Source organism: Paenibacillus sp. FSL M8-0142, assembly GCF_038597315.1.
In the GTDB taxonomy this organism is placed as follows: domain Bacteria; phylum Bacillota; class Bacilli; order Paenibacillales; family Paenibacillaceae; genus Paenibacillus_AQ; species Paenibacillus_AQ lactis.
Genome location: NZ_CP152008.1, coordinates 6,042,695 through 6,062,454, shown reverse-complemented (window position 1 = coordinate 6,062,454; position 19,760 = coordinate 6,042,695). Strand labels below are relative to the sequence as shown.

The 19,760-nt window shown below is 53.3% G+C and carries 16 protein-coding genes and 1 riboswitch; of the genes, 7 read left to right on the top strand and 9 right to left on the bottom strand.

What is annotated here, in order from left to right:
* Window positions 1–216 precede the first annotated feature (216 nt).
* The 4 genes from NSQ46_RS27510 (at window position 217) to NSQ46_RS27495 (ending at window position 4,262) form a co-directional block, all read left to right on the top strand.
* Window positions 217–1,260: a sugar ABC transporter permease gene (locus tag NSQ46_RS27510; RefSeq protein WP_342575441.1), complete on the top strand. Its 1,044-nt coding sequence runs from the start codon at window positions 217–219 to the stop codon at window positions 1,258–1,260.
* A 30-nt stretch (window positions 1,261–1,290) separates the two neighbouring features.
* Window positions 1,291–2,175: a carbohydrate ABC transporter permease gene (locus NSQ46_RS27505; protein ID WP_007130532.1), complete on the top strand. Its 885-nt coding sequence runs from the start codon at window positions 1,291–1,293 to the stop codon at window positions 2,173–2,175.
* Between the two features lie 88 nt (window positions 2,176–2,263).
* Complete coding sequence (locus NSQ46_RS27500) at window positions 2,264–3,814, top strand: extracellular solute-binding protein (protein ID WP_342575440.1); 1,551 nt, start codon at window positions 2,264–2,266, stop codon at window positions 3,812–3,814.
* 271 nt (window positions 3,815–4,085) lie between these two features.
* Entirely contained in the window at window positions 4,086–4,262 is a 177-nt protein-coding gene (locus tag NSQ46_RS27495) for an aspartyl-phosphate phosphatase Spo0E family protein (RefSeq protein WP_028404736.1), read from the top strand.
* Between the two features lie 135 nt (window positions 4,263–4,397).
* Here the strand turns inward: NSQ46_RS27495 and NSQ46_RS27490 are convergent, their stop codons facing one another.
* From NSQ46_RS27490 to NSQ46_RS27465, 6 genes are all read right to left on the bottom strand, one after another.
* Window positions 4,398–5,240, bottom strand: a complete 843-nt coding sequence (locus NSQ46_RS27490) for a TatD family hydrolase (RefSeq protein WP_007130529.1) — start codon at window positions 5,238–5,240, stop codon at window positions 4,398–4,400.
* A gap of 381 nt (window positions 5,241–5,621) precedes the next feature.
* Entirely contained in the window at window positions 5,622–6,452 is an 831-nt protein-coding gene (locus NSQ46_RS27485) for an ABC transporter ATP-binding protein (RefSeq protein WP_342575437.1), read from the bottom strand.
* 190 nt (window positions 6,453–6,642) lie between these two features.
* Window positions 6,643–7,398 carry an ABC transporter permease gene (locus NSQ46_RS27480; protein ID WP_342575436.1) on the bottom strand — a complete coding sequence of 252 codons (756 nt, stop codon included), beginning with the start codon at window positions 7,396–7,398 and terminating at the stop codon, window positions 6,643–6,645.
* The gene (locus NSQ46_RS27475; protein WP_340897672.1) at window positions 7,395–7,688 is read right to left on the bottom strand and encodes an MTH1187 family thiamine-binding protein; all 294 of its coding nucleotides are present in this window, start codon (window positions 7,686–7,688) and stop codon (window positions 7,395–7,397) included. Before NSQ46_RS27475 ends, NSQ46_RS27480 begins: the two co-directional genes overlap by 4 nt.
* Before the next feature lie 103 nt (window positions 7,689–7,791).
* Complete coding sequence (locus tag NSQ46_RS27470; protein WP_342575434.1) at window positions 7,792–8,832, bottom strand: ABC transporter substrate-binding protein; 1,041 nt, start codon at window positions 8,830–8,832, stop codon at window positions 7,792–7,794.
* A gap of 120 nt (window positions 8,833–8,952) precedes the next feature.
* Window positions 8,953–9,064: riboswitch (TPP riboswitch) on the bottom strand.
* A gap of 199 nt (window positions 9,065–9,263) precedes the next feature.
* Window positions 9,264–9,647 (bottom strand): VOC family protein, encoded by a 384-nt coding sequence (locus tag NSQ46_RS27465; RefSeq protein WP_007130524.1) that lies wholly within the window; start codon window positions 9,645–9,647, stop codon window positions 9,264–9,266.
* Window positions 9,648–9,949: 302 nt separating this feature from the next.
* On the opposite strand from NSQ46_RS27465, the gene NSQ46_RS27460 reads away from it, so the two are divergent.
* Together NSQ46_RS27460 and NSQ46_RS27455 are read left to right on the top strand one after the other, a co-directional pair.
* Window positions 9,950–11,488: a GGDEF domain-containing protein gene (locus tag NSQ46_RS27460; protein WP_210094222.1), complete on the top strand. Its 1,539-nt coding sequence runs from the start codon at window positions 9,950–9,952 to the stop codon at window positions 11,486–11,488.
* Between the two features lie 212 nt (window positions 11,489–11,700).
* Window positions 11,701–12,744 (top strand): EAL domain-containing protein, encoded by a 1,044-nt coding sequence (locus tag NSQ46_RS27455; RefSeq protein WP_028404740.1) that lies wholly within the window; start codon window positions 11,701–11,703, stop codon window positions 12,742–12,744.
* 353 nt (window positions 12,745–13,097) lie between these two features.
* Here NSQ46_RS27455 and NSQ46_RS27450 read toward each other — a convergent pair whose 3' ends face one another.
* The 3 genes from NSQ46_RS27450 to NSQ46_RS27440 all read right to left on the bottom strand — a co-directional run bounded on the left by NSQ46_RS27450 (window position 13,098) and on the right by NSQ46_RS27440 (window position 17,329).
* Window positions 13,098–15,404: a glycoside hydrolase family 65 protein gene (locus NSQ46_RS27450; RefSeq protein ID WP_342575432.1), complete on the bottom strand. Its 2,307-nt coding sequence runs from the start codon at window positions 15,402–15,404 to the stop codon at window positions 13,098–13,100.
* Between the two features lie 88 nt (window positions 15,405–15,492).
* Window positions 15,493–16,152, bottom strand: a complete 660-nt coding sequence (pgmB, locus tag NSQ46_RS27445) for a beta-phosphoglucomutase (protein WP_213613163.1) — start codon at window positions 16,150–16,152, stop codon at window positions 15,493–15,495.
* A gap of 142 nt (window positions 16,153–16,294) precedes the next feature.
* Window positions 16,295–17,329, bottom strand: a complete 1,035-nt coding sequence (locus tag NSQ46_RS27440; RefSeq protein WP_077570010.1) for a LacI family DNA-binding transcriptional regulator — start codon at window positions 17,327–17,329, stop codon at window positions 16,295–16,297.
* Window positions 17,330–17,955: 626 nt separating this feature from the next.
* Here NSQ46_RS27440 and NSQ46_RS27435 point away from each other — a divergent pair.
* On the top strand, window positions 17,956–19,698 hold the full coding sequence (locus tag NSQ46_RS27435) for an alpha-amylase family glycosyl hydrolase (RefSeq protein ID WP_342575429.1): 1,743 nt from the start codon (window positions 17,956–17,958) through the stop codon (window positions 19,696–19,698).
* The last annotated feature ends 62 nt before the right edge of the window (window positions 19,699–19,760 follow it).

Below are 19,760 nucleotides of genomic sequence, written 5' to 3'. Positions count from 1 at the left end.
TTATCATAACGAATGAGCGGTGCAGTGAAAAGGTCGTATCTGCCTAAATCACCTCCAGGAAAAAAAGTGCAAGAGAAGGAAATGGACAAGCCAAACCACTTGACGTATCAAGCTTTGCGCGGATGCTGCATCGATTGGAACGAGGGGAAGGGCCGGCGGAAAAAAAGTGAAATTGCAGGGAATGTTGGAACCGTTTACATTTAGAATGCGTTCCAAATGAACGGCAGATCGAAACGAGATGACGAGGCTGAAAGCGAGGGAATAACGATGAAAGAACTGGAGACCGTTCAGATCGAACCGAAGAACAGGGGAGCAAGCAGGAAAGCTCCCACTTCCGGGAAGTCCAAAACGAAGTGGGGACGGCTATGGGCGGATGTAGCGCGCGATAAATATTTGTATGTCCTGGCCTTGCCGGGCCTTATCTTTTTTATCATTTTCAAATACGTTCCGATTACGAATCTCGTCATTGCCTTCCAGGAGTATTCGCCGTACTTCGGGGTGCTGGGGAGCCCTTGGGTAGGCTTTGAGCATTTCATCCGCTTTTTCTCCAACAATGATTTCTGGATGCTGCTGCGCAATACGCTTGCGATTAGCTTCCTGAGCTTGATTTTCTTTTTTCCGGCGCCGATCATACTGGCTCTGATGCTGAATGAGGTTCGAAGCTCCCTTTATAAACGAACGATCCAATCGTTAGTGTATATTCCGCACTTTTTGTCATGGGTGCTGATCTATGGCTTGACTTATCTGATGTTCTCGCAATCCGAGGGCTTGGTCAACAAGTGGTTCATGTCCATGAATTGGGAGACGGTCGATATTCTCTCCAATCCGAACTACTTCTGGGCCATGCTTACGGCACAGTCCATTTGGAAAGAGATCGGGTGGGGAACGATTATATTCCTTGCGGCCATCGCCGGCGTTGATCCTCAATTGTATGAAGCGGCCGTCATGGACGGCGCGGGGCGCTTTAGACGAATGTGGCATGTTACGCTGCCGGCCATGCGCAATGTGATTATGATCCTGCTCATACTCCGCCTGGGAACGATCCTCGATACGGGATTCGAGCAGATTTATCTGATGATGAATGCGCCTGTCACCCAGGTGGCCGAAGTGTTCGACACTTATGTTTACAGGGTGGGGATCCGGCAGGGAGAGTTCAGCTACAGCACGGCTATCGGATTGTTTAAATCGATCGTCGGCGTCATTATGGTCGTTACCGCCAACCGGTTGGCCAGACGATACGGCCAGGAAAGTTTGTACTAGAACATCGACGAAGACAAGGAGGATGGAAGCATGCATGAGAAAGGTTGGAAGACGCGGCTCTTTAGCCTCGTAAATAACGGGCTGCTGCTGGTCGTCGGTCTGGCAACGATATTTCCCATTTACTATACCGTGATTCTTTCGTTTACGGATCCGGTGGAGTATTATCAACGAAGCCTGATTTTATGGCCGCGGGTCTGGACCCTGGATGCGTACAAGCATTTGCTGTCGAACGGATTATTTGTCAGCTCGATATCGGTGAGCGTGTTCCTGGCGACGATCGGCACGCTCCTCAGCCTGCTCGTTACGGGCGGGATGGCGTATGCATTGTCCCGTAAACGCCTGCGGTTCCGCAAAGCGATGATGATCATGGTGCTGCTCACGTTTCTCTTCACGCCGGGGCTCGTTCCGCTCTACCTGGTCGTCCGCAATCTGGGACTGATCGACAGCGTCTGGTCGCTTATATTGCCGAGCTTGACCAGTGCATGGTATGTCCTGCTCATGAAGGGCTTCTTCGACAGCATTCCGGTCAGCCTGGAGGAAGCCGCCATGATCGACGGCTCCAATGATATCGGCGTGTTCTGGCGCATCATTCTGCCATTGTCATTGCCTGCCCTCGTTGCCTTCGGATTGTTCTTCGCGGTCGGCTATTGGAATACGTACTTTAACGCCTTGATGTTCATTAACGACCAGAAGATGTGGCCGCTTCAGGTGCTGCTGCAAAATATGCTCGTCGATCCGACAACGATGGGATCAGGCAATGGCGGAGGGTTTGCGTTCCAAGTGAACCGGCAGGTTCCGACCGAAACATTGAAAATGGCGGCGGTCGTTATTGCAACCGTGCCGATCATGCTGGTGTACCCATTCCTGCAGAAGCACTTCGCCAAAGGGGCGATGGTAGGCTCCGTCAAGGAATGATTCGATATATGGTTACACATGGATACAACATCCATTATCCATCAGGTTCAGACAGAAGCCAATCCAATGATAAAGGGAGGTCCATTTTATGAAAACAATGAAGCTCAAGCCTGGAAAATCGCTTGTTAAGACGGCCAGCTTACTGATCTTGGCCAGCTCGCTCCTGCTCAGTGCATGCGGTGGCGGCTCGGGAGGCACCGCCAGCGGCAGCGGAGGCGGAAAGGATGGCGGAGAGCCGACAAGCATTACGATTCAGACTCTGAACTACGCGACTGAATTCATCGATAACACGAATCCTCTCTGGAAGGAGCTGGAGAAGCGAACCAACACCAAGCTGAACATCACCTGGCTGTCCCCTTCCACGGCGGAGGAGAAAATTAACGTCATGCTTGCGTCCGGCGACCTGCCGGAAGTAACGTTCGTCGAATCGATGCAGAACCCGCAGCTGCAGAAAATGCTGAAGCAAGGGGTGTTCTGGGACTTGACCCCGTTCCTTAAGGATTATCCGAGTTTAAACCGCGAAGAGCTGAAGGAAATGTGGGAGATCACGAAGGTCGACGGCAAGAACATGGTTATTCCGCGCTACTATCCGAGCTATGGCGGCGGCGTGTTCCCGATGATCCGCAAGGATTGGCTGGATGCGCTGGGACTGGAAACGCCCAAGACGCTCGACGAATTCTATAACGTGCTAAAGGCCTTTAAGGAGAAAGATCCGAACGGGAACGGCCAAGCGGATGAAATTCCGTACGCGGCCAACCCGGGCGCGCTTGCTTATATTTATAATATTTTCAACGAGACGCAAGGGGGCTGGAAGCTGGAGCCGGATAATACGCTATCTCCGATCATCACGTCGGATGCGTCGAGGGAGGCTATGCTGTGGATCAAAAAGGCTTATGACGATGGCCTGTTCCCTAAGGACTTCGCCATCATGAAGTTCTCGCAGGTCATGGATACGATGCGCAGCGCCAAGGCCGGAGTCGGGGGCATGTCCATGAACCATGCCTGGGTAACCGGTCAACCGGTGAAGGAGGTTGATCCGAAGGCGGACCTGATGCCGCTGGCTTATTTGGAAAATGCGAATGGGGTGAAATATACTCCTTCAGGCTCGCCGTATTATGGCGTATATCTGATTCCGAAGAAGGTTCCGGAAGCCAAGGTGAAGAAAATTCTGGAGTTCTTTGACTACGGCTACAGCGTGGAAGGCAACGAGATGCTGACGTACGGCCTCGAGGGCGTTCATTACAAGGTAGAGAACGGCAAGAAGGTGGCAACGCCGCAAGCGGCAATCGATAAGACGGGAGACGGAAACCTGAACAATATGATTCATCTGGTGAGCGACGATATGGCGATCAGCGCCGTGGGGATGCCGGATGAGGTATATCAGCGCAACGTGGAGATCGTAACGGAGCGCAAGACGGTCAAGGTGCCGAATCCTTCGGCAGAGCTGTATTCGGAGGCGTATAATAAATACTATCCTGAAATCTCCAAGAAAGTGGAAGACATGCGCGTCATGGTCATTACGGGCAAGGAGCCGATTGAAGCGTATGATCAATTGATCGAAACGATCAAGAATGATCCGAAGATGGCGGAAATTACGGAAGAAATGACTAAGGCGTATCAGGAGAAGTACCTGAAATAATTTTATAGAGGCTGTTCAAATTTCGGTGCTGAAAAGCCGGCGACTTGAACTCGCATCTATATATGAAAAAGGCCGTCCGGGCAGAGAAGACTCTGCTCATGGACGGCCTTGTTTTTATGTGAAGGGGCGCGCTAACTTCAAGCCCTGCAGTGATTATTCCGTATTATAACAGGCTTCCGAGCCTCTGTGTTATGCCTCCCTGATGTCTAACATCAAACATTCTAGAATTTTACATTAAAGTATAAAATATTACATAAGGGAGGCATAAATCATGAAAACGAAGGACGGCATGAAATTTGATATCGAGCGAGAGAGAAATAAGCTTCATAAGATGAAGCAGCGATATCGTGATTTTAATCATCCCAAGGTCCTCGAGCAATCGGCGGTGCTGGACGAGCTGATTAATCAGTATAACCGCTTCCTTCGGGAGGACAAGCCGATTGCATAAAGATTGACTTGAAGCGGTTTACCGAAACGCAAGATTCATAGATTCCGATTTCACATTACTCCGCGAACCATGGATAGTATATCAACCGTCGAAACCAACGAAAAGCTGCCTTCGGCCAGCATGTATCGTTCGCTTTTATAGTCCGTACAGCCGCGCGGCATTTCGATACAGCTGTCTGCGCGCTTCCTGTTCGGAAATCCCCTGCAGCTCGGCCCAAGCGGCAGCGGCAAGGGCGGTCATTTCCGGTCGGGTCGTCTGCCCTTGAAGGGGACCCTCGAACGGCCAAGGACCATCCGTCTCGGTCATGACCAGCTGCGGAGGATACATTCTCGCAATATCGCGGATCTCTTCTTCATAAAGGATATCCGGCGTAAAGGAGATATGATAGCCGCTTGCGGCCATCCGGTCTAACGTATCGCGTGAGCCCTTGAACCAATGAAAATGAGCGCGGGCGATCCCGTAGGCTTCGAGCAGATCGCATGCGGTATCCGCATCCTCATACACGGCGTGCAGAATGATCGGTTTATCGTGCTTCTTCGCAAAGGCGACGAATCTTTCGAGCAGCTCGATATAAGGCGCGTTGTCCCACGAATGTCCTGCTGACTCAGCCTCCAGTCTTGCATAATAGGGGAGGCCGACCTCCCCGACCGCCACCATGTCTTGGACATGGTTCTCCATCCAGCGAAGCAGCTCTTCGGTTTCGTCCGGAGAGGGGAGAGGCTGCTCCGGGTGATAGCCGAAAGCAGGCTTAATGGAGTCCCCGTAGATTCGCGACAGCTCCAGATTGCGTTTGCAAGAGGGCAGATTCATGGACACGGTGATGATGTATTGGACGTTTCCCATCGCGAGCGCCGAGGCGATGCTCTCCTGATCGGCAAGCGAATAGCTGTCGAGATGGATATGCGTATCGATGAGCGGGATATCCGCGCGATCATACGTTTCAAGCGGTAATGAGGTTGAAGCTGTTCCGGATGCCATAATGAGCCCTCCTTTCGTTTCCAATGTTCTTACAGTTTGTCTCTACATATATTATATAGAAGCTATTCTTTACATATCCGGCTCCGTGCCGGAACCTATAACAGCCGCCGGCCGCTTGCTTATGCATGCAGCCGGCTGTTCCGTCTGAGGAATGGGATCTGAATCCGCATCAAATGAAGTTGGTATAGCACGCATACCGAAGCTTCCGAGGAATGGCAAGTTAACATTTCCTACAATCGGCTGAAGCATAACAAATCTGCACCTGACAGCGGCTGAAGCATAACAAATCTGCACCTGAAAGCGGCTGGAACATAACAAGTCAGCATCTTGAATGCAGCCGGAAGCATAACAAGTCAGCGTCCTGATAGCAGTCCCTGCTAGTCAATTGCGCTTCTGCTGCTCCTGCCGCAGCACGGCTGAAATCTCGGATTTCAGCTCGATGAAGGACGGATCCAGCAGCAGATCCTCCCGGCGAGGACGGGTGAACGGAACCTCGACCCGTTTCAGAACCGAGCCGGGACGCGCGGACAGAATATAGATGCTGTCCGAGAGCAGCAGCGCCTCCTCAATATGATGGGTGATCATCAGCACCGAGCGCCGCGTGTCCTCCCATATATCGAGCAGCCAGCGCTGCATGTCGCTTCGGGTCAGGGCATCGAGCGCGCTGAACGGCTCATCGAGGCACATGACCTCCTGCGGGCTCATGAGCGCCCGCAGAAATGCCGCGCGCTGCTGCATCCCGCCTGATAGGGTATGCGGATAAGCCTGCTCGAAGCCGCCAAGCCCGGCCCGTTCCATCCAAGCGCGGGCATGGGCGCGAGCGGAAGCTTTAGAGATCCCCCGGAGCTCCTCCGGCAGCAGGACGTTGTCCTCAATCGTCCGCCACGGGAACAAGGCCGGCTGCTGGGGCATATAGGCGATGCGGCCCTTCTCCCCGGTGACCTCCCGTCCCTCCATGAGGACCTGGCCGGCATCAGGCGCAATCAATCCGCCGATGATGTGAAAGAGCGTGCTTTTTCCGCTGCCGGAAGGGCCGATGATCGATACGAATTCCCCTGGAAGCACCCTAAGCGACAGCTCCTCCAGCACATGCACTTCACTGCGCCGCTCGCGGAACACCTTGCGAATCCCCCGGACCTCCAGGGCAGGAGCGGGGGCGGCGGCTGCGCCGCCGGTTGAATTCAAGACGGAATCAGTCGCTCGCTGCGGCATATGGGCAGCCTCCCTTCTTTATTAAGATCCCTGATTTCAACCTTATCTGTAACCTGAATTTGAAAGAACCATTTATAATCTGGGGAGCAGTCGCGATGCTTAGAGGAACCCTGCATGTATTTGCCCCGCATCCCGGTCCAATCGTTCAACTTATGAAGCAGAGAGCATCTATATAGCCAAGCCATGCCAATCAATGCTTCCGGTTCCAGCGGATCAGCCGTTTTTCCAGCAGGGTAATAACGCCTACCATGAGCAGGCTGAGCAGCACGATAACCAGAATGGCCACGAATACGCGATCGGTCCGGTACCCGGATTTTTGCAGCATCATATAATAGCCGATTCCCCGGTCAGACCCGATCCATTCCCCGATGACCGCCCCCATGACCGAATACGTGGCCGCGATCCGAATCCCGGAGAAGATGGATGGCAGCGCGTGCGGAAGCTCCAGCTTGGTGAAGATTTGCCACGGCGTGGCTCCCGTCATCTGCATATAATTCATCATCGTGCGGTCGGTCCGTGCCAGCCCGTCGAGGGCCGCTACGGCTACGGGGAAGAAGCAAACGAGCGTAATGACGATGACCTTCGGCAGCATGCCGAACCCGAACCAGATCATGAGGAGCGGGGCCAAGGCGATGGTCGGCACGTTCTGGCTTAAGATGAGAAGCGGATAAAGGGCTGTTTTGAGAAAAGGTACCCTGTGCAGAGCCAAAGAGAGCAGGAGTCCGATACCGGTTCCGATGGCAAATCCGATCACGGTTAACTTTAGGGTAGCCCAGGTGTGTTCCATAAGTCCCGACGCCCCGGTGATGGCTTCATGCCCGATAGCCGTCGGCGAAGGCAGAATGAATTTCTCGATATCGAACATCCAGACCGCAGCCTGCCACACGATCAAAAAGAAGAGGACCGCCACGACGGGCGGCCATATCGAGCTCCACCAGCTTTTCATGGACGGTATTTCTCCGTGAGCTTATCCATGCTGATGCCCTGCGGATGATGTGCGATTTTGACTTGGGAGATGATGCTCGGACTCCCGGCTTTCACCAGCGCATCATGCATGCGCTCCACGATACGGAGCAGCTCGGGCAGCTCGCCTTCCATCGTTGTTTCCAAAGCATGGACCTCGTATTTGACGCCGGAATCCTGGATTACCTTTATGGCTTCATCCACATAAGGGATGCTGTCTCCGCCGTCCGGCGTACGCGGAATGACTTGAATGCTCAGCAGTGTATTCGCCATGAGTCAATCGTCCTTTCGTATATGGGTTCTCATTTGCACGGCCGTTAAGCCTCATGCCGATGAGCCGCGAAGCAGCATTGCAATGCTGCGGGGAGTGCTTCTCCTATTTGTCAGGCAAAAACTCATTCGTAAACGCGCGCTCCGCGTCCAATTCCTTCTCCAGCAGCTTGCGCTCAAACATCCAGTCGGCATATCCGGACCAAACCTCGGCCTTCTGCTCGCCCCAGCGCGGCGCGTCATCTTGATAGCGCGGGCTGAGCCACTTCTGGCTTTCCAGCACCAGCTCGGCATCCAGGTCGGGAACTGCCTTCGACAGCAGTGCCGCGGCATCTTCCGGATGGTCTATCGCATATTGATAGCCTTTGGACGTTGCGCGCATGAACGCTTTGACAAGCTCCGGGTCATCCGCGATCAGCTTCTCGTTCGTTACGATGACCGGCGTATAATAATCCAGCTGTTCGGAATAATCCTTCACGTAGATCATGTCCAGCGGCTCGCCGCGAAGCTGGGCTTCAATGCCTGTCCAGGCATAGTAGATCCAGGCGAAATCAATATCCCGCTTAACCGCCGTAAAATAATCGGCGTCTCCGATGTTCACGATGTTGACCTTGTTCACATCGGCTCCATCGATCTCCATGATCGATTTCATGACGGCTTCCTCAATCGGAGAGCCCCAGCCTCCGTAGGATTTTCCTTCAAAATCGGAGGCCTTCTGGATGCCTCGATCCTTCGGTGCAGCGAATCCGGACGTATTATGCTGAATGATGGCTGCGATCGAAACCAGCGGCAGCCCCTGTGTCCGGGCGAGCGTTACGCCCTCCTGATAGCTGATGCCGAACGGTACGTTGCCGGAAGCGACCATCGCATCGGTTCCCCCGGAGCCCGGCTGTACGATTTGCACGTTCAGCCCTTCCTCCTCATAATATCCGAGCTCCTTGGCTGCATATAATCCGGTGTGGTTCGTGTTCGCCGACCAGTCCAGCATCAATTGGACATCGCGGAGCTTGGCCGGCTGTTCTCCTTCTCCGGCAGTCTCTTGCTTGCCGGGCGCGCTTCCGCCGTTCTGGCCGCTTGCCCCGCAGGCGGAAGCGACCAGAAGCAGGACGCAGGCGAGCAGCAGAGAGAGCCATGTACGTTGTTTCATCGTGTTTCTCCTCTCCTTATATGTCTTCCATTTTCCGTATTAACTTCATAACAACAACAAAAAACGCCCCGATCGTATCGGAGCGCATGACGGCGTAAGTATATACTACGGCTTATGAACAGCCGCAATCTTATGGCTTCCTACGCTGGCATTACCCAGATCAGGTATAAGGGTCAGTATCTCTATGGGATACACTCTCAGCCGGCCGATTCCAGCTCCCCCGGTATTTATGAAGTTACGGGTTATACTTCCGTTATTATAGACCTACCGGAAGCACCTGTCCAGTACGGGAACGCCCCATGCCTGAAGGCGATTTTCTACGTTCGTATAGGTCGCCGGGATGAGTGGCTGTCCAGGCATGGAAGACCCGAATGATCCAGGCGACCCATAGGAGTCTCTATATGCGGGCGGGCAACCTTAGACCTGGCCTGTTAGCGCTGGAAAAATTCAATCCATTCGCCTTCCGGACCGTGCACGAAGAAATAGCGGTAGCCGTTGGGCAGCGTGACGATTTCCTCATCCAGATGCGGAACGTCCAGCTCCTTCACCCGTGCATATTCCGCTTCAATGTCGTCCGTGCTGACGGCAAAGTGATGCACCGTTCCCTCCGCAGGAAGGGAGTCGCTGTATCCTTGAATCAGCTCGACCTCGGTTTCATCGCTGCCGTTAAAGCCGAGGAAAGCCAGCTGGATGACACCGTTCGTGTGCGTCAGACGGTCCTTGAGCTCAAGGCCGACCACCTTCGTATAGAAAGCGATCGTTGCTTCCAGATCCCTTACGACAATGCCTACATGGTCCAATCGTCTTTGTCCCATTTTACAAGAACCCCTTCCATGAAACTATGCTAGGATATAAAACCAAAGATACGTTGATATGAAAGAATAATACTACATAAACCCCATGTGTCAAGTGGGGATTGAGTGACTACAATCCCGGGACAATTCCGCAAATAACGATTCTACGCGGCCTATATGCCTATAAATATCCAGTTGTTGGGCGCTTCTTTCTTTACTTTTCCTCGGGCTAAAAGTATGATTGGATATGGAAACGCTTTAATTCGAAAGACCTATTCATCATGAATGACCAAGCCTACCTTTTGTTTCAGGGAGGGATATGAATGAGCCCGGGTCCATCCGATTCCATATATATTCGGCTCGCGATTGGATACGCATTGATCCAATGGATATTGGCCCTGTGGATGCCGGACGCTTTATTGCTTCACCGCATCTTAGCCATTATGGCTCCGATAGCCGCATTCGCGTATTTGATCGGGGTGATTGGCAGTCGGTATGAGCAAGGCCATCTTCGCAGATTTTGGCTTCTGATTGCAGCCGGATTGGCCGGCGATGCAATAGGGCGCATCCTGTATGCGGGTGATGAATGGATTGGAGGGGTGTTTGGCGGATCCATCCGGCTGGCGGAACTGTTCTGGAGCTTGGAAGCTCTATTGTTCGCCGGTGCCCTGATTTACCTGTTCAGACGAGTGCAGGGTCCGCTGCGGGGCGCTCGGTTTACCCTGGACATCATCATTGTTGCGATTACCTTGATGACGGTGGGGTGGGAGTATCTCATTAAGCCGGAGATGGAGAGCGGGACGGATACCGTCTGGAGGTCGGCCGGAGGAGCGATGCTCTATCCGCTGTGCGGAATCGTACTGATGTTCTTTACGCTGGTCGTGTATTTTAACACTAAGCAGCTGCACAAGCGGGCGGTCATCTTCCTGTGCCTTGGTGGAAGCGCATTTGCGCTCGGGGATGTCCTTCGGATCTTTCTTGATAGTTTCATGAACATCGGAGCTGGCCTATATGTATATCCGCTGCACACCCTCTCTGCATGCTTTATCGGCTTTGCGGGTGGACAAACGCTGCCTCGAAGGGGGAGGAGATCCCTATCCGAGAAGAAGCCGTGGCCGGCAGGAACCTTGATCGTACGATATTTGCTGCCCTACAGCGTCCTTGGCGGAATGTTTGCCCTGATGGCCCATCGGTTCGGGGGATGGAGCGGTCTATTTACCGGCTTGACCCTCTGCTTCATTCTCATTTTGATCAGGCAAATCCTGATTCAGGTCGAGAATGACCGCTTGTTCGAAAGGCTGCATGTCAGCCTGCAGAAGAGTGAATCGCTCGCGCACCGCGACGATTTGACGGGCCTGTATAACCGTCGTTATTTTAACGCCAGGCTTTCGGAAGCTTTGGGCGAAGCAGATCGGGCCGGTTTCCGTGTCGGACTGCTGTATATGGACTTGAACCGTTTTAAGCGCGTGAATGACAAGTATGGGCACCGTGCGGGGGATTTGCTGATCCAGAAGGTGGCGCAGCGCCTCCATTCGCTGGAGTCAAAGGGCGTAATCGTATCCCGGCTCGGCGGCGATGAATTTACGGTTATGCTGTATCCGGCCGGAGAGGATCAGGAGCTGATCTGGATGGCGGAGGATATCTGGACGCTGCTGAGCGAGCCCTATGAGCTGGAAGGAACCGAAATTTACACCTCGCCGAGCATCGGGATTGCGGTTTACCCCGATCATGCCAAGGATGACCAGGAGCTGATCGGCCGTGCGGATACGGCGATGTATGCGGCGAAGGAGCGGCATGCCCGGTGGCATTTTGACGTAGAGCAGACCATGCTGCTGCAGCTTCTTCATAAGAAAGCGGATTAAAAGGTGCGATTCCTTTGTCGGATCGTCGAAAGTCAGTTGTTATCGGCAATTCTTGTCGATTTTTGCTATATCAAGAGTCGCTTTAACATAGATATTACGCATTTGCAGTAAAATTAGGTCATAAGTTTGATAGAAATCCATAAAATGCAAAGAAATCATATTCTAAATGCCGATAAAGCATAGTGAGAGCTTGCTTGCCAAGGAGGACGAACATGATTTGCGACAATTGCAGCACCTTTGAAGCGATTGAGGACCAAGGAAGAACCGTTCATATGAAGCCTGCTCGGCAAGAGCTTGTGCGCTTGCTTGCACAGAACGGCTACACGGTGCAGGAACACAATGAGAGTTGTGCTGTGAACTATAAGGAACGTTCCGATCTGATCTCCATTATGGAGTGTCTGCAATCCCTTCCGCGAAATCTATGTGATGAGCTGTCCTTCTGTGTCACTGGAGGGGAAGCTCCGAAGACCCGGCATATTTGGACGCCGATGCAGAGGTTTGAGCTGCAGATGGAGCACTATGATATGGTGAACGTTATATTACATAAAGAATTTACGAGCTATATGCAGCCGATCGTGGATCCGTCCGAGCATATTGTTGCCTATGAATTTCTGCTGCGTCCGCTCAAAGGCGGGATCCCGTTTAAGCCCCATGAGCTGTTCGAAACGGCACGCAAGACCGGTTTGCAGGTTTTTCTGGATCAAGCGGCCAGAACGTCTGCGATTGAAACCAGCGCACAATGGCTTCCGAAGGGCGTGAAGCGCTTCGTGAATTTCCTGCCATCTTCGATCTACGACGCCCAGATGTGCCTGAACCATACCTTCCATACGATTGAACGACTCGGGCTCGATCCCGGGGATTTCGTATTCGAGGTGGTGGAAACCGAGAAGGTCGATGATGTCGGGCACCTGCAATCGATCTTCGAGGCCTATCGCAGCCATGGGATTTCGGTAGCGATGGATGACGTAGGGGCAGGCTACTCCACCTTGGAGCAAATGATCAAGCTGAAACCGGATTATGTCAAAATAGACCGAAGCCTGATCGACGGCTGTGATCAGAATCCAACCCAGCAAAGGCAGCTTGTGACCATTACCCATATGGCTCACGAGTTCGGGGCGATGGTGCTTGCCGAAGGGATTGAAAGACGGGAGGAATTTCATTTCTGCCGGGAAATCGGAATCGAGCTGTCGCAAGGATATCTGTTCGGAAAACCGTCCCAGCGACCTCCATGCGGTCCGGAGCCGCAGCTCATTTAACCAAAGCTAGCCCGGCGGCTTAGCCTGATCATCACAGTATTATTATAGTCTCAGTGAAGATACGGGTCCTGTCCGAGCGTGCCAACGGCAAGCGGAATATCCGTTTATATAAAGGAAGAAGCTCCGCACACAGGTGACGGAGCTTCTTCCTTTTCTGTCATGATAGGGCAGAGAACGGCAAAGTAAATCCTCAGACCGTCCCGAGCATTAGTCGTTTCTACAAGCCCTCAATGCTACACTCAGTGGATCCTACATCAGTGGATCCTACATCAATGGATCCTACAATCAGTGGATCCTACAATCAGTCGGTCCTACATGAAGCCCGGGCTGCTTGGGTCTGCCGAATAAACCGATCAAGCTCGCGGTGCTTTTACCTCGCCACGGCCGGCGATGCTGTATTCCTTGCCGCTGACGTTCAGCACGGCAGGCGTGTCGGTCTCGTTAACGATGATGGTTTCCTTGTCGGTCACCTGAACCTTCAGGCGGGCTCCGCGGAACATCACCTTGAACGAGAAGGAGGACCAGTGGCCCGGAATGAACGGATTCAGGTGGAGGACACCGTCTCTCACGCGCAGGCCGCCAAAGCCATGCACGACGGACATCCATGTGCCTGCCATGCTGGTCGTATGGCAGCCGTCTTCCGTATCGTTGTTATAGTTGTCGAGATCAAGGCGAGCCGTGCGCAAATACATCTCATAAGCCTTCTCCTGATACCCGAGCTCGCAGGCAAGTATCGCATGCACGCAAGGGGAGAGGGAGGACTCGTGTACGGTGAACGGCTCGTAGAAGTCGAAATTGCGCCGCTTTGTCTCCAGATCGTACCGATCGCCCAGGAAGAACAGACCCTGCAGCACATCGGCTTGCTTGATATATACGGAACGCAGGATCCGGTCCCAGGACCAATTCTGATTCAGCGGCAGGTGCGCAGGATCAAGCTCCTTGACCGGTACCAGCTCCTTATCCAGGAATCCGTCCTGCTGCAGGAAAATACCGCGTTCCGGATCCTCCGGATAGTACATTTTGCTGATGATGTCCTGCCACTTGGAGGTTTCGCTGCCCTCGAGCTCCAATTTATCGATCAGCTCAGCATAGCGCGAGGCTTCGTTCTCCTTGACGTAGGCCAGAACGTCCAGCGTATACTCCAGCGTCCAGCTGGCGATCCGGTTCGTGTACCAGTTGTTGTTCACGTTGTTCTCATACTCGTTCGGGCCGGTGACGCCCAGGATCATATAACGGTCCTTCGCAGGCACGTAATTGACGCGCTCCTCCCAGAAACGGGAAATTTCCACGAGAACCTCAAGCCCGTATTGGCCCAGGTACGAGAGGTCGCCGGTGTAGTTGACATAGTTATAGATCGCATAGGCAATCGCGCCGTTGCGGTGAATCTCTTCAAACGTAATTTCCCATTCGTTGTGGCACTCTTCGCCGTTCATGGTGACCATCGGATAGAGGGCGCCCTTCGTGAAGCCGAGCTTCTTGGCGTTTTCCTTCGCTTTTTCCAGATGCTTGTAACGGTAGATGAGCAGATTCCGGGAGATGCTTGCATCGGCCGTGCTCAGATAGAACGGCAGGCAATAAGCCTCGGTATCCCAGTATGTGCTGCCGCCGTATTTTTCTCCAGTGAAGCCCTTCGGACCGATATTCAGGCGGTCATCCTCGCCGCTGTATGTCTGGTTCAATTGGAAAATGTTGAAGCGGATCGCCTGCTGTGCCGCCACATCGCCTTCAATGACGATATCGCTCTCTTTCCATTTATCGCCCCAGGCGTCAGCCTGCTCCTTGAGCAATTGCTCGAACCCGGTCTGGACCGCAGGCGCCAGCACGGAACGGGCTGCGTCAAGCAGCTCACCGAGCCCGTGGTTGCGGGAAGTCACGTTAGCCACGTATTTATAGACGGTGATTTCATCATCCTGAGCGATCTGAACGCGCAGTCGGTTCGCCGCATACTTTTCCTTCTCTACCAATTCCGCTTGCAGGCTCAGCTTCTCGCCGTTTTTCACAATATCGTAGGACATGACGGAGGTGACGTGGAAATCGAGCTTTTTGGTTTTGACCGTCAGCGCGGCAGAGCCCTGAGAAGCTTCCTTGAACACTTCCAGCCAAAATTTCTCGTCATAGTTGGCATCCTTGTTCTTCACATCCCCATCGAGGTATGGGGTGATCGTCAGCTCACCGCTGAAATTCAGAGGAGTTACTTTGTAGCGGATGGCCCCGATCTCATGACGCACGATGCTTACGAAACGGATCGCTTCCACCTTCAATTCCTTGCCATCCTCCATACGCGCAGTAAAGCGACGGGCGAGGTAGCCTTCCTTCATGTTCAGCTCGCGGACGAAGTCCTTCACCGTGCACTTGGCCAGATCGAGCGGCGTGCCGTCAACTTCAATGCCGATCCCGATCCAGTTCGTACTGTTCAGCACTTTGGCAAAATATTCGGGATATCCGTTCTTCCACCAGCCCACGCGGGTCTTATCCGGGTAATACACACCGGCCATGTAGCTGCCCTGCAGGGAGGGGCCGCTGTAGGACTCCTCGAAGTTGGCGCGCTGGCCCATAAAGCCGTTGCCGATACTGAAAATACTTTCCGAAATTTCATGCGTATGCGGGTCAAAGCCTTCTTCAATAATTGACCATTCATCAAGCTTTAAATATTGTTTCACAATCATCGGCTCCTTTGATTTTAGGAAAATGGTTGCTAATGCAAAAAATATATGGATGATCGCTGCCGGAAACGGCGGGAGAACTGCTTTACTTCTCCTGCAATCCGAGCAGACGGTCCACCGTAAAGCCTTCGAGTGAGGAGATTACCAGATTGGCGCGCCCCAACGTTTCCGGCGATCCGATGCCGACACAGCGCATGCCGGCCCGGGTGGCGGCCTCGATTCCAGCCTCGGCATCCTCGAATACGACGCAGCTCTCAGTCGGTACGCCAAGCTCCCGGGCACCGAGCGTGAAGACCTCCGGGTCCGGCTTAGCCTGCTGGGTTTTCGTGCCGTCGATAATGGCATCGAAGTAGGGAGTTAGCCCCGTGTTGTTCAGAATCAGAATCGCGTTCTTGCTGGCGGACCCGAGCGCGACCTTTATGCCGCGCTCCTTCAGCGACTGAATGAACTCCAGCGCGCCGGGCAAAATTTCCGAGGCGTCCATGGTGGAGATATACTCCACGTACCAGGCGTTCTTTTTCGCGGCAAGATCCAGCTTGGTCTCCTCATCCGGGGCAAGCCCGCCAATCTCAAGCAGGATGTCCAAGGAAGCCATCCGGCTTACGCCCTTCAGTCGCTCATTGTCCTGCTCCGTGAACTCAAATCCCAGCTCTTCGGCAAGTCGCTTCCATGCGATATAGTGGTATTTGGCCGTATCAACCAAGACGCCGTCCAGGTCGAATAAGCATGCGGTGATCGATGACATGCAATTCCTCCTCATTGCGTAAAATCGTTGAAATGCGAATTAGTGCAAACGTTTGAACCAAACGTCAAAAATAAAGGAAGCACTAGGTGGCTTCTTTATTTTACAAAAATTGTTGGTGGCCTGACGGCAATAGCCGCCAAGCTTATGATTTCGGCATCGAGTACATCGATGACTCCCGGATCATCAAGCGATGCGGGATAATATAGCGATGGGGCAAGACCGTCTCGTCATCGTGGCGGATTGACTGGATCAGCGCCTGGGAGGCGGTGTAGCCAAGGTTGTAAATCCCGATGTCCACGCTGCTCAGCGGCGGTGTCGACAGCTCGGTCAACGAAATGTTGTTAAAGCTGATGATCGACACGTCCTCGGGAACCTTGTATCCAAGCTCGTGCAGGCCCCGAAGCACGCCGAACGCCACGATATCGTCGACGATAACGAGCGCGGTAGGGCGCTCCGGCAGATTCATGAAGAAGGACATGGCACGATAGCCGCTTTCCTGGAGAAACTCGCCTTCGACAACCCACTCCTTCCGCATGTCGAGCCCGGCATCCGCAAGCGCCTTGCCATAGCCCTTCATCCGGTCCTGGGATACGATCAGGTTAGGCGGACCGCTGACAAAGCCGATCCGTTTATGGCCCAGGGAGATCAGATGCTTCGTCGCATCATACGCCGCCTGGACGTTATCCGTATCGACCGATAGCAGGTCCGGATACTTCTCGCTGCGTCCGACCAGGACGAACGGATAATCGTTGGATTTCAGGAAATCGACAACGGCATCATCCTGTCGGGAATACAGCAGAATCGCGCCATCGACGCGGCGGCCGTTCAGCAGCCGTGATACCGCTTCGACCTCCTCCTTCTCATTGCCGCCCGAGCTGATCAGGACATCGTACCCGGAGCGGTTGGCTTGGGCGACGATCCCGCGGATCAGCTCCATGAAGAACAGGTTGAGAAACAGCTCTTCAGCCGGTTTGGGAAGAATGACACATATGCTTTCCGTTGTTTTGGAAACAAGGCTTTTTGCCATAATATTGGGGTGGTAGCCCATTTCCTCCATAATGTCTCTGACCTTCCGCGAGGTTTCGCGGCTGATTCTCGGGTGATTTGACAGCACCCTAGAGACGGTAGAGGGGGATACGCCCGCTCGTTTAGCGACATCTTTAATCGTCACAGACATAATAGGACCTCCAGTGGAACCGTTTGCGTTTTTTTGAAAACAAGAAAAGGGCAGCCGCTGTTTTTAGAACAGAATCAATAGCTCTTGCGCGAGCCGCGGTGCTCCTCTTCATTTCCATGTTGGGTCTGTAAGGCCCCAATTATACAAGGTTCAAGCTGATAATAAGCCGTATTCATGCGATACTTTAAACGGTTTCACACTGTAATATTAACGTTAATCGAAATGCTTGTAAATACGTATCCGGATCCGCCGAGCGCAATTATTCACAAACGCAACAAAAACGAAGATATTTACAGATATCGAGAGAAAACCCTATATTATTTTTGGAAAACTGCTGAAAACAACACAATACGGACTTGTGCAAACGATTTAACAATTTTGTGAAGTGATGTATGATAGGAGAAGTTCGAGTGTTTTACAAAATGATCATAAGCATAGCATGGGCAGTTGGACCAGGCTGTAAAAGGAAATCCGTTATGTTGATTTAAGAATTGTAACCGTTTTATTGGTAGATGTTAGGAAAATGAATTCAAACGTTTGCGCGTTGTTATGAGCTGTAGGCAAAACCGCTCTAACTTTAAGATTAAGGCAAAATTTAAGAATAAGACAAACAGGAGGAAGTGAAGATGATGAAGCAATGGAGCAGCAGGCGATCTTGGGCCGTCTGGTTTAGCTGCGTGGCGCTTGTAAGTGTTCTGCTTGCCGGGTGCAGCGGCAGCGGAGGGACTTCGGCGCAGGAAGAAGCCGGGTCGAAGGCGGGAACCGGGCAGGAGCAGGGACAGAACCCCGGCAAGGCGGAGACTGCCCAAGAGCCGGGGAAAGGAGGGGATACGAGCCCATCTGAGTCCGCGCAGGCGGAGGTGGATGAACAGCCGTCCGATGTATACTACGAAATTTTCGTGCGATCCTTCTATGATTCTGATGGAGACGGTTTCGGCGATTTGCGGGGAGTTATCGAGAAGCTCGATTACTTAAACGACGGCAATCCGGACACGACCGATGATCTGGGGGTCACCGGCATCTGGCTCATGCCGATTAATCCATCACCCAGCTATCACGGATATGATGTGACCGACTACCGGGCGATTCATCCTGACTACGGAACGCTGGAGGATTTCAAAGCGCTGCTGGCCGAGGCGGAGAAGCGCGGAATCAAGGTCATCATGGACCTGGTCGTCAACCATACAAGCACGGAGCATCCATGGTTCAAGGAGGCAGCCGCCGACTCGAAATCGCCGACCCGGGATTGGTATGTATGGGCCGAGGACCAAGGCAAGAAGCCGACGGGCTCGAGCGCAGCCGGCAGCGGCACCCCTTGGCATGAGTTAAACGGAGCCCATTACATGGGGACGTTCTGGGGCGGCATGCCGGACCTGAACTTCGACAATCCCAAGGTCAGGGAAGAGATGAAGGATATTGGAGCCTACTGGCTGGAGATGGGAGTAGACGGCTTCCGCATCGATGCGGCCAAGCATATTTATGAGGATCTGATGTCCGACAAGGGCGAGGCCACGACAGCCAAAAATACCGCTTGGTGGCAGGAGTTCCGCAGCCGCATGAACGAGGTGAACCCCGATGCCTACATCGTAGGGGAGATCTGGGACAACTCGGCAGCCGTTATTGCCCCGTACCTGGATAAGGCATTTGATTCGGGCTTCAATTTCGGTCTCGGCGAAAGCATGATCGGGGCCGTAACGAATGAGAAGGATAACAATCTGGCCTTCACGCTGGAGCGGACATACGGCTTGTTCAGCAAGGTATCGGGAGGCTCGTTTTCGGATGCGGCGTTCCTTACCAACCACGACATGAATCGTGTAATGACCCAGCTGAACGGCAATTTGGATCATGCCAAGATGGCTGCGGGCATTCTGCTCACCATGCCGGGCAACCCGTTTATTTACTACGGTGAGGAAATCGGCATGCGGGGAGCGAAGCCGGACGAACAGATCCGCGAGCCGATGATCTGGTCCAATACAGGCAGCGACAAGGGACAGACCACTTGGGAGCCGCTCAAGCATAACCGGGGCGATCAGGTCGAAGGTGTGCTGCAGCAGACGGGCGATCCCGATTCCCTGTTGTCCCGCTACCGTACCTTGATCGCATGGCGCCATGAAATGCTTGCGCTAAATCGGGGAACGATCGAATCGTTTGCCTCCGGCAACGAGAGCGTGATGGCTTACGTTCGTCGGACGAACGACAGTAAAGCGCTAGTCGTCCACAATCTGTCCGGCAAGGAGCAGCGTGTGGAGCTGGCGGGAACGGGCGGCGACAATCCGTTCAAGGCGCTGGCCAAAACGACGGATGACCGAGCCGCGTTAAGCGGATCAAGCTTAGCGCTGCCGCCGTACACAACCGTCGTGTTGGAGTAGAGTCCGTAAGGGAAGCGGCTGCTATAGCTGCAGCAAGACCCCCGAGCCTTCGTATATGAGGG

Coding starts and splice junctions, on each gene's coding strand:
- NSQ46_RS27510 (WP_342575441.1), top strand. CDS start 217: ATGAACGGCAGATCGAAACGAGATGACGAGGCTGAAAGCGAGGGAATA.
- NSQ46_RS27505 (WP_007130532.1), top strand. CDS start 1,291: ATGCATGAGAAAGGTTGGAAGACGCGGCTCTTTAGCCTCGTAAATAAC.
- NSQ46_RS27500 (WP_342575440.1), top strand. CDS start 2,264: ATGAAAACAATGAAGCTCAAGCCTGGAAAATCGCTTGTTAAGACGGCC.
- NSQ46_RS27495 (WP_028404736.1), top strand. CDS start 4,086: ATGAAAACGAAGGACGGCATGAAATTTGATATCGAGCGAGAGAGAAAT.
- NSQ46_RS27490 (WP_007130529.1), bottom strand. CDS start 5,240: ATGGCATCCGGAACAGCTTCAACCTCATTACCGCTTGAAACGTATGAT.
- NSQ46_RS27485 (WP_342575437.1), bottom strand. CDS start 6,452: ATGCCGCAGCGAGCGACTGATTCCGTCTTGAATTCAACCGGCGGCGCA.
- NSQ46_RS27480 (WP_342575436.1), bottom strand. CDS start 7,398: ATGAAAAGCTGGTGGAGCTCGATATGGCCGCCCGTCGTGGCGGTCCTC.
- NSQ46_RS27475 (WP_340897672.1), bottom strand. CDS start 7,688: ATGGCGAATACACTGCTGAGCATTCAAGTCATTCCGCGTACGCCGGAC.
- NSQ46_RS27470 (WP_342575434.1), bottom strand. CDS start 8,832: ATGAAACAACGTACATGGCTCTCTCTGCTGCTCGCCTGCGTCCTGCTT.
- NSQ46_RS27465 (WP_007130524.1), bottom strand. CDS start 9,647: ATGGGACAAAGACGATTGGACCATGTAGGCATTGTCGTAAGGGATCTG.
- NSQ46_RS27460 (WP_210094222.1), top strand. CDS start 9,950: ATGAGCCCGGGTCCATCCGATTCCATATATATTCGGCTCGCGATTGGA.
- NSQ46_RS27455 (WP_028404740.1), top strand. CDS start 11,701: ATGATTTGCGACAATTGCAGCACCTTTGAAGCGATTGAGGACCAAGGA.
- pgmB (WP_213613163.1), bottom strand. CDS start 16,152: ATGTCATCGATCACCGCATGCTTATTCGACCTGGACGGCGTCTTGGTT.
- NSQ46_RS27440 (WP_077570010.1), bottom strand. CDS start 17,329: ATGTCTGTGACGATTAAAGATGTCGCTAAACGAGCGGGCGTATCCCCC.
- NSQ46_RS27435 (WP_342575429.1), top strand. CDS start 17,956: ATGATGAAGCAATGGAGCAGCAGGCGATCTTGGGCCGTCTGGTTTAGC.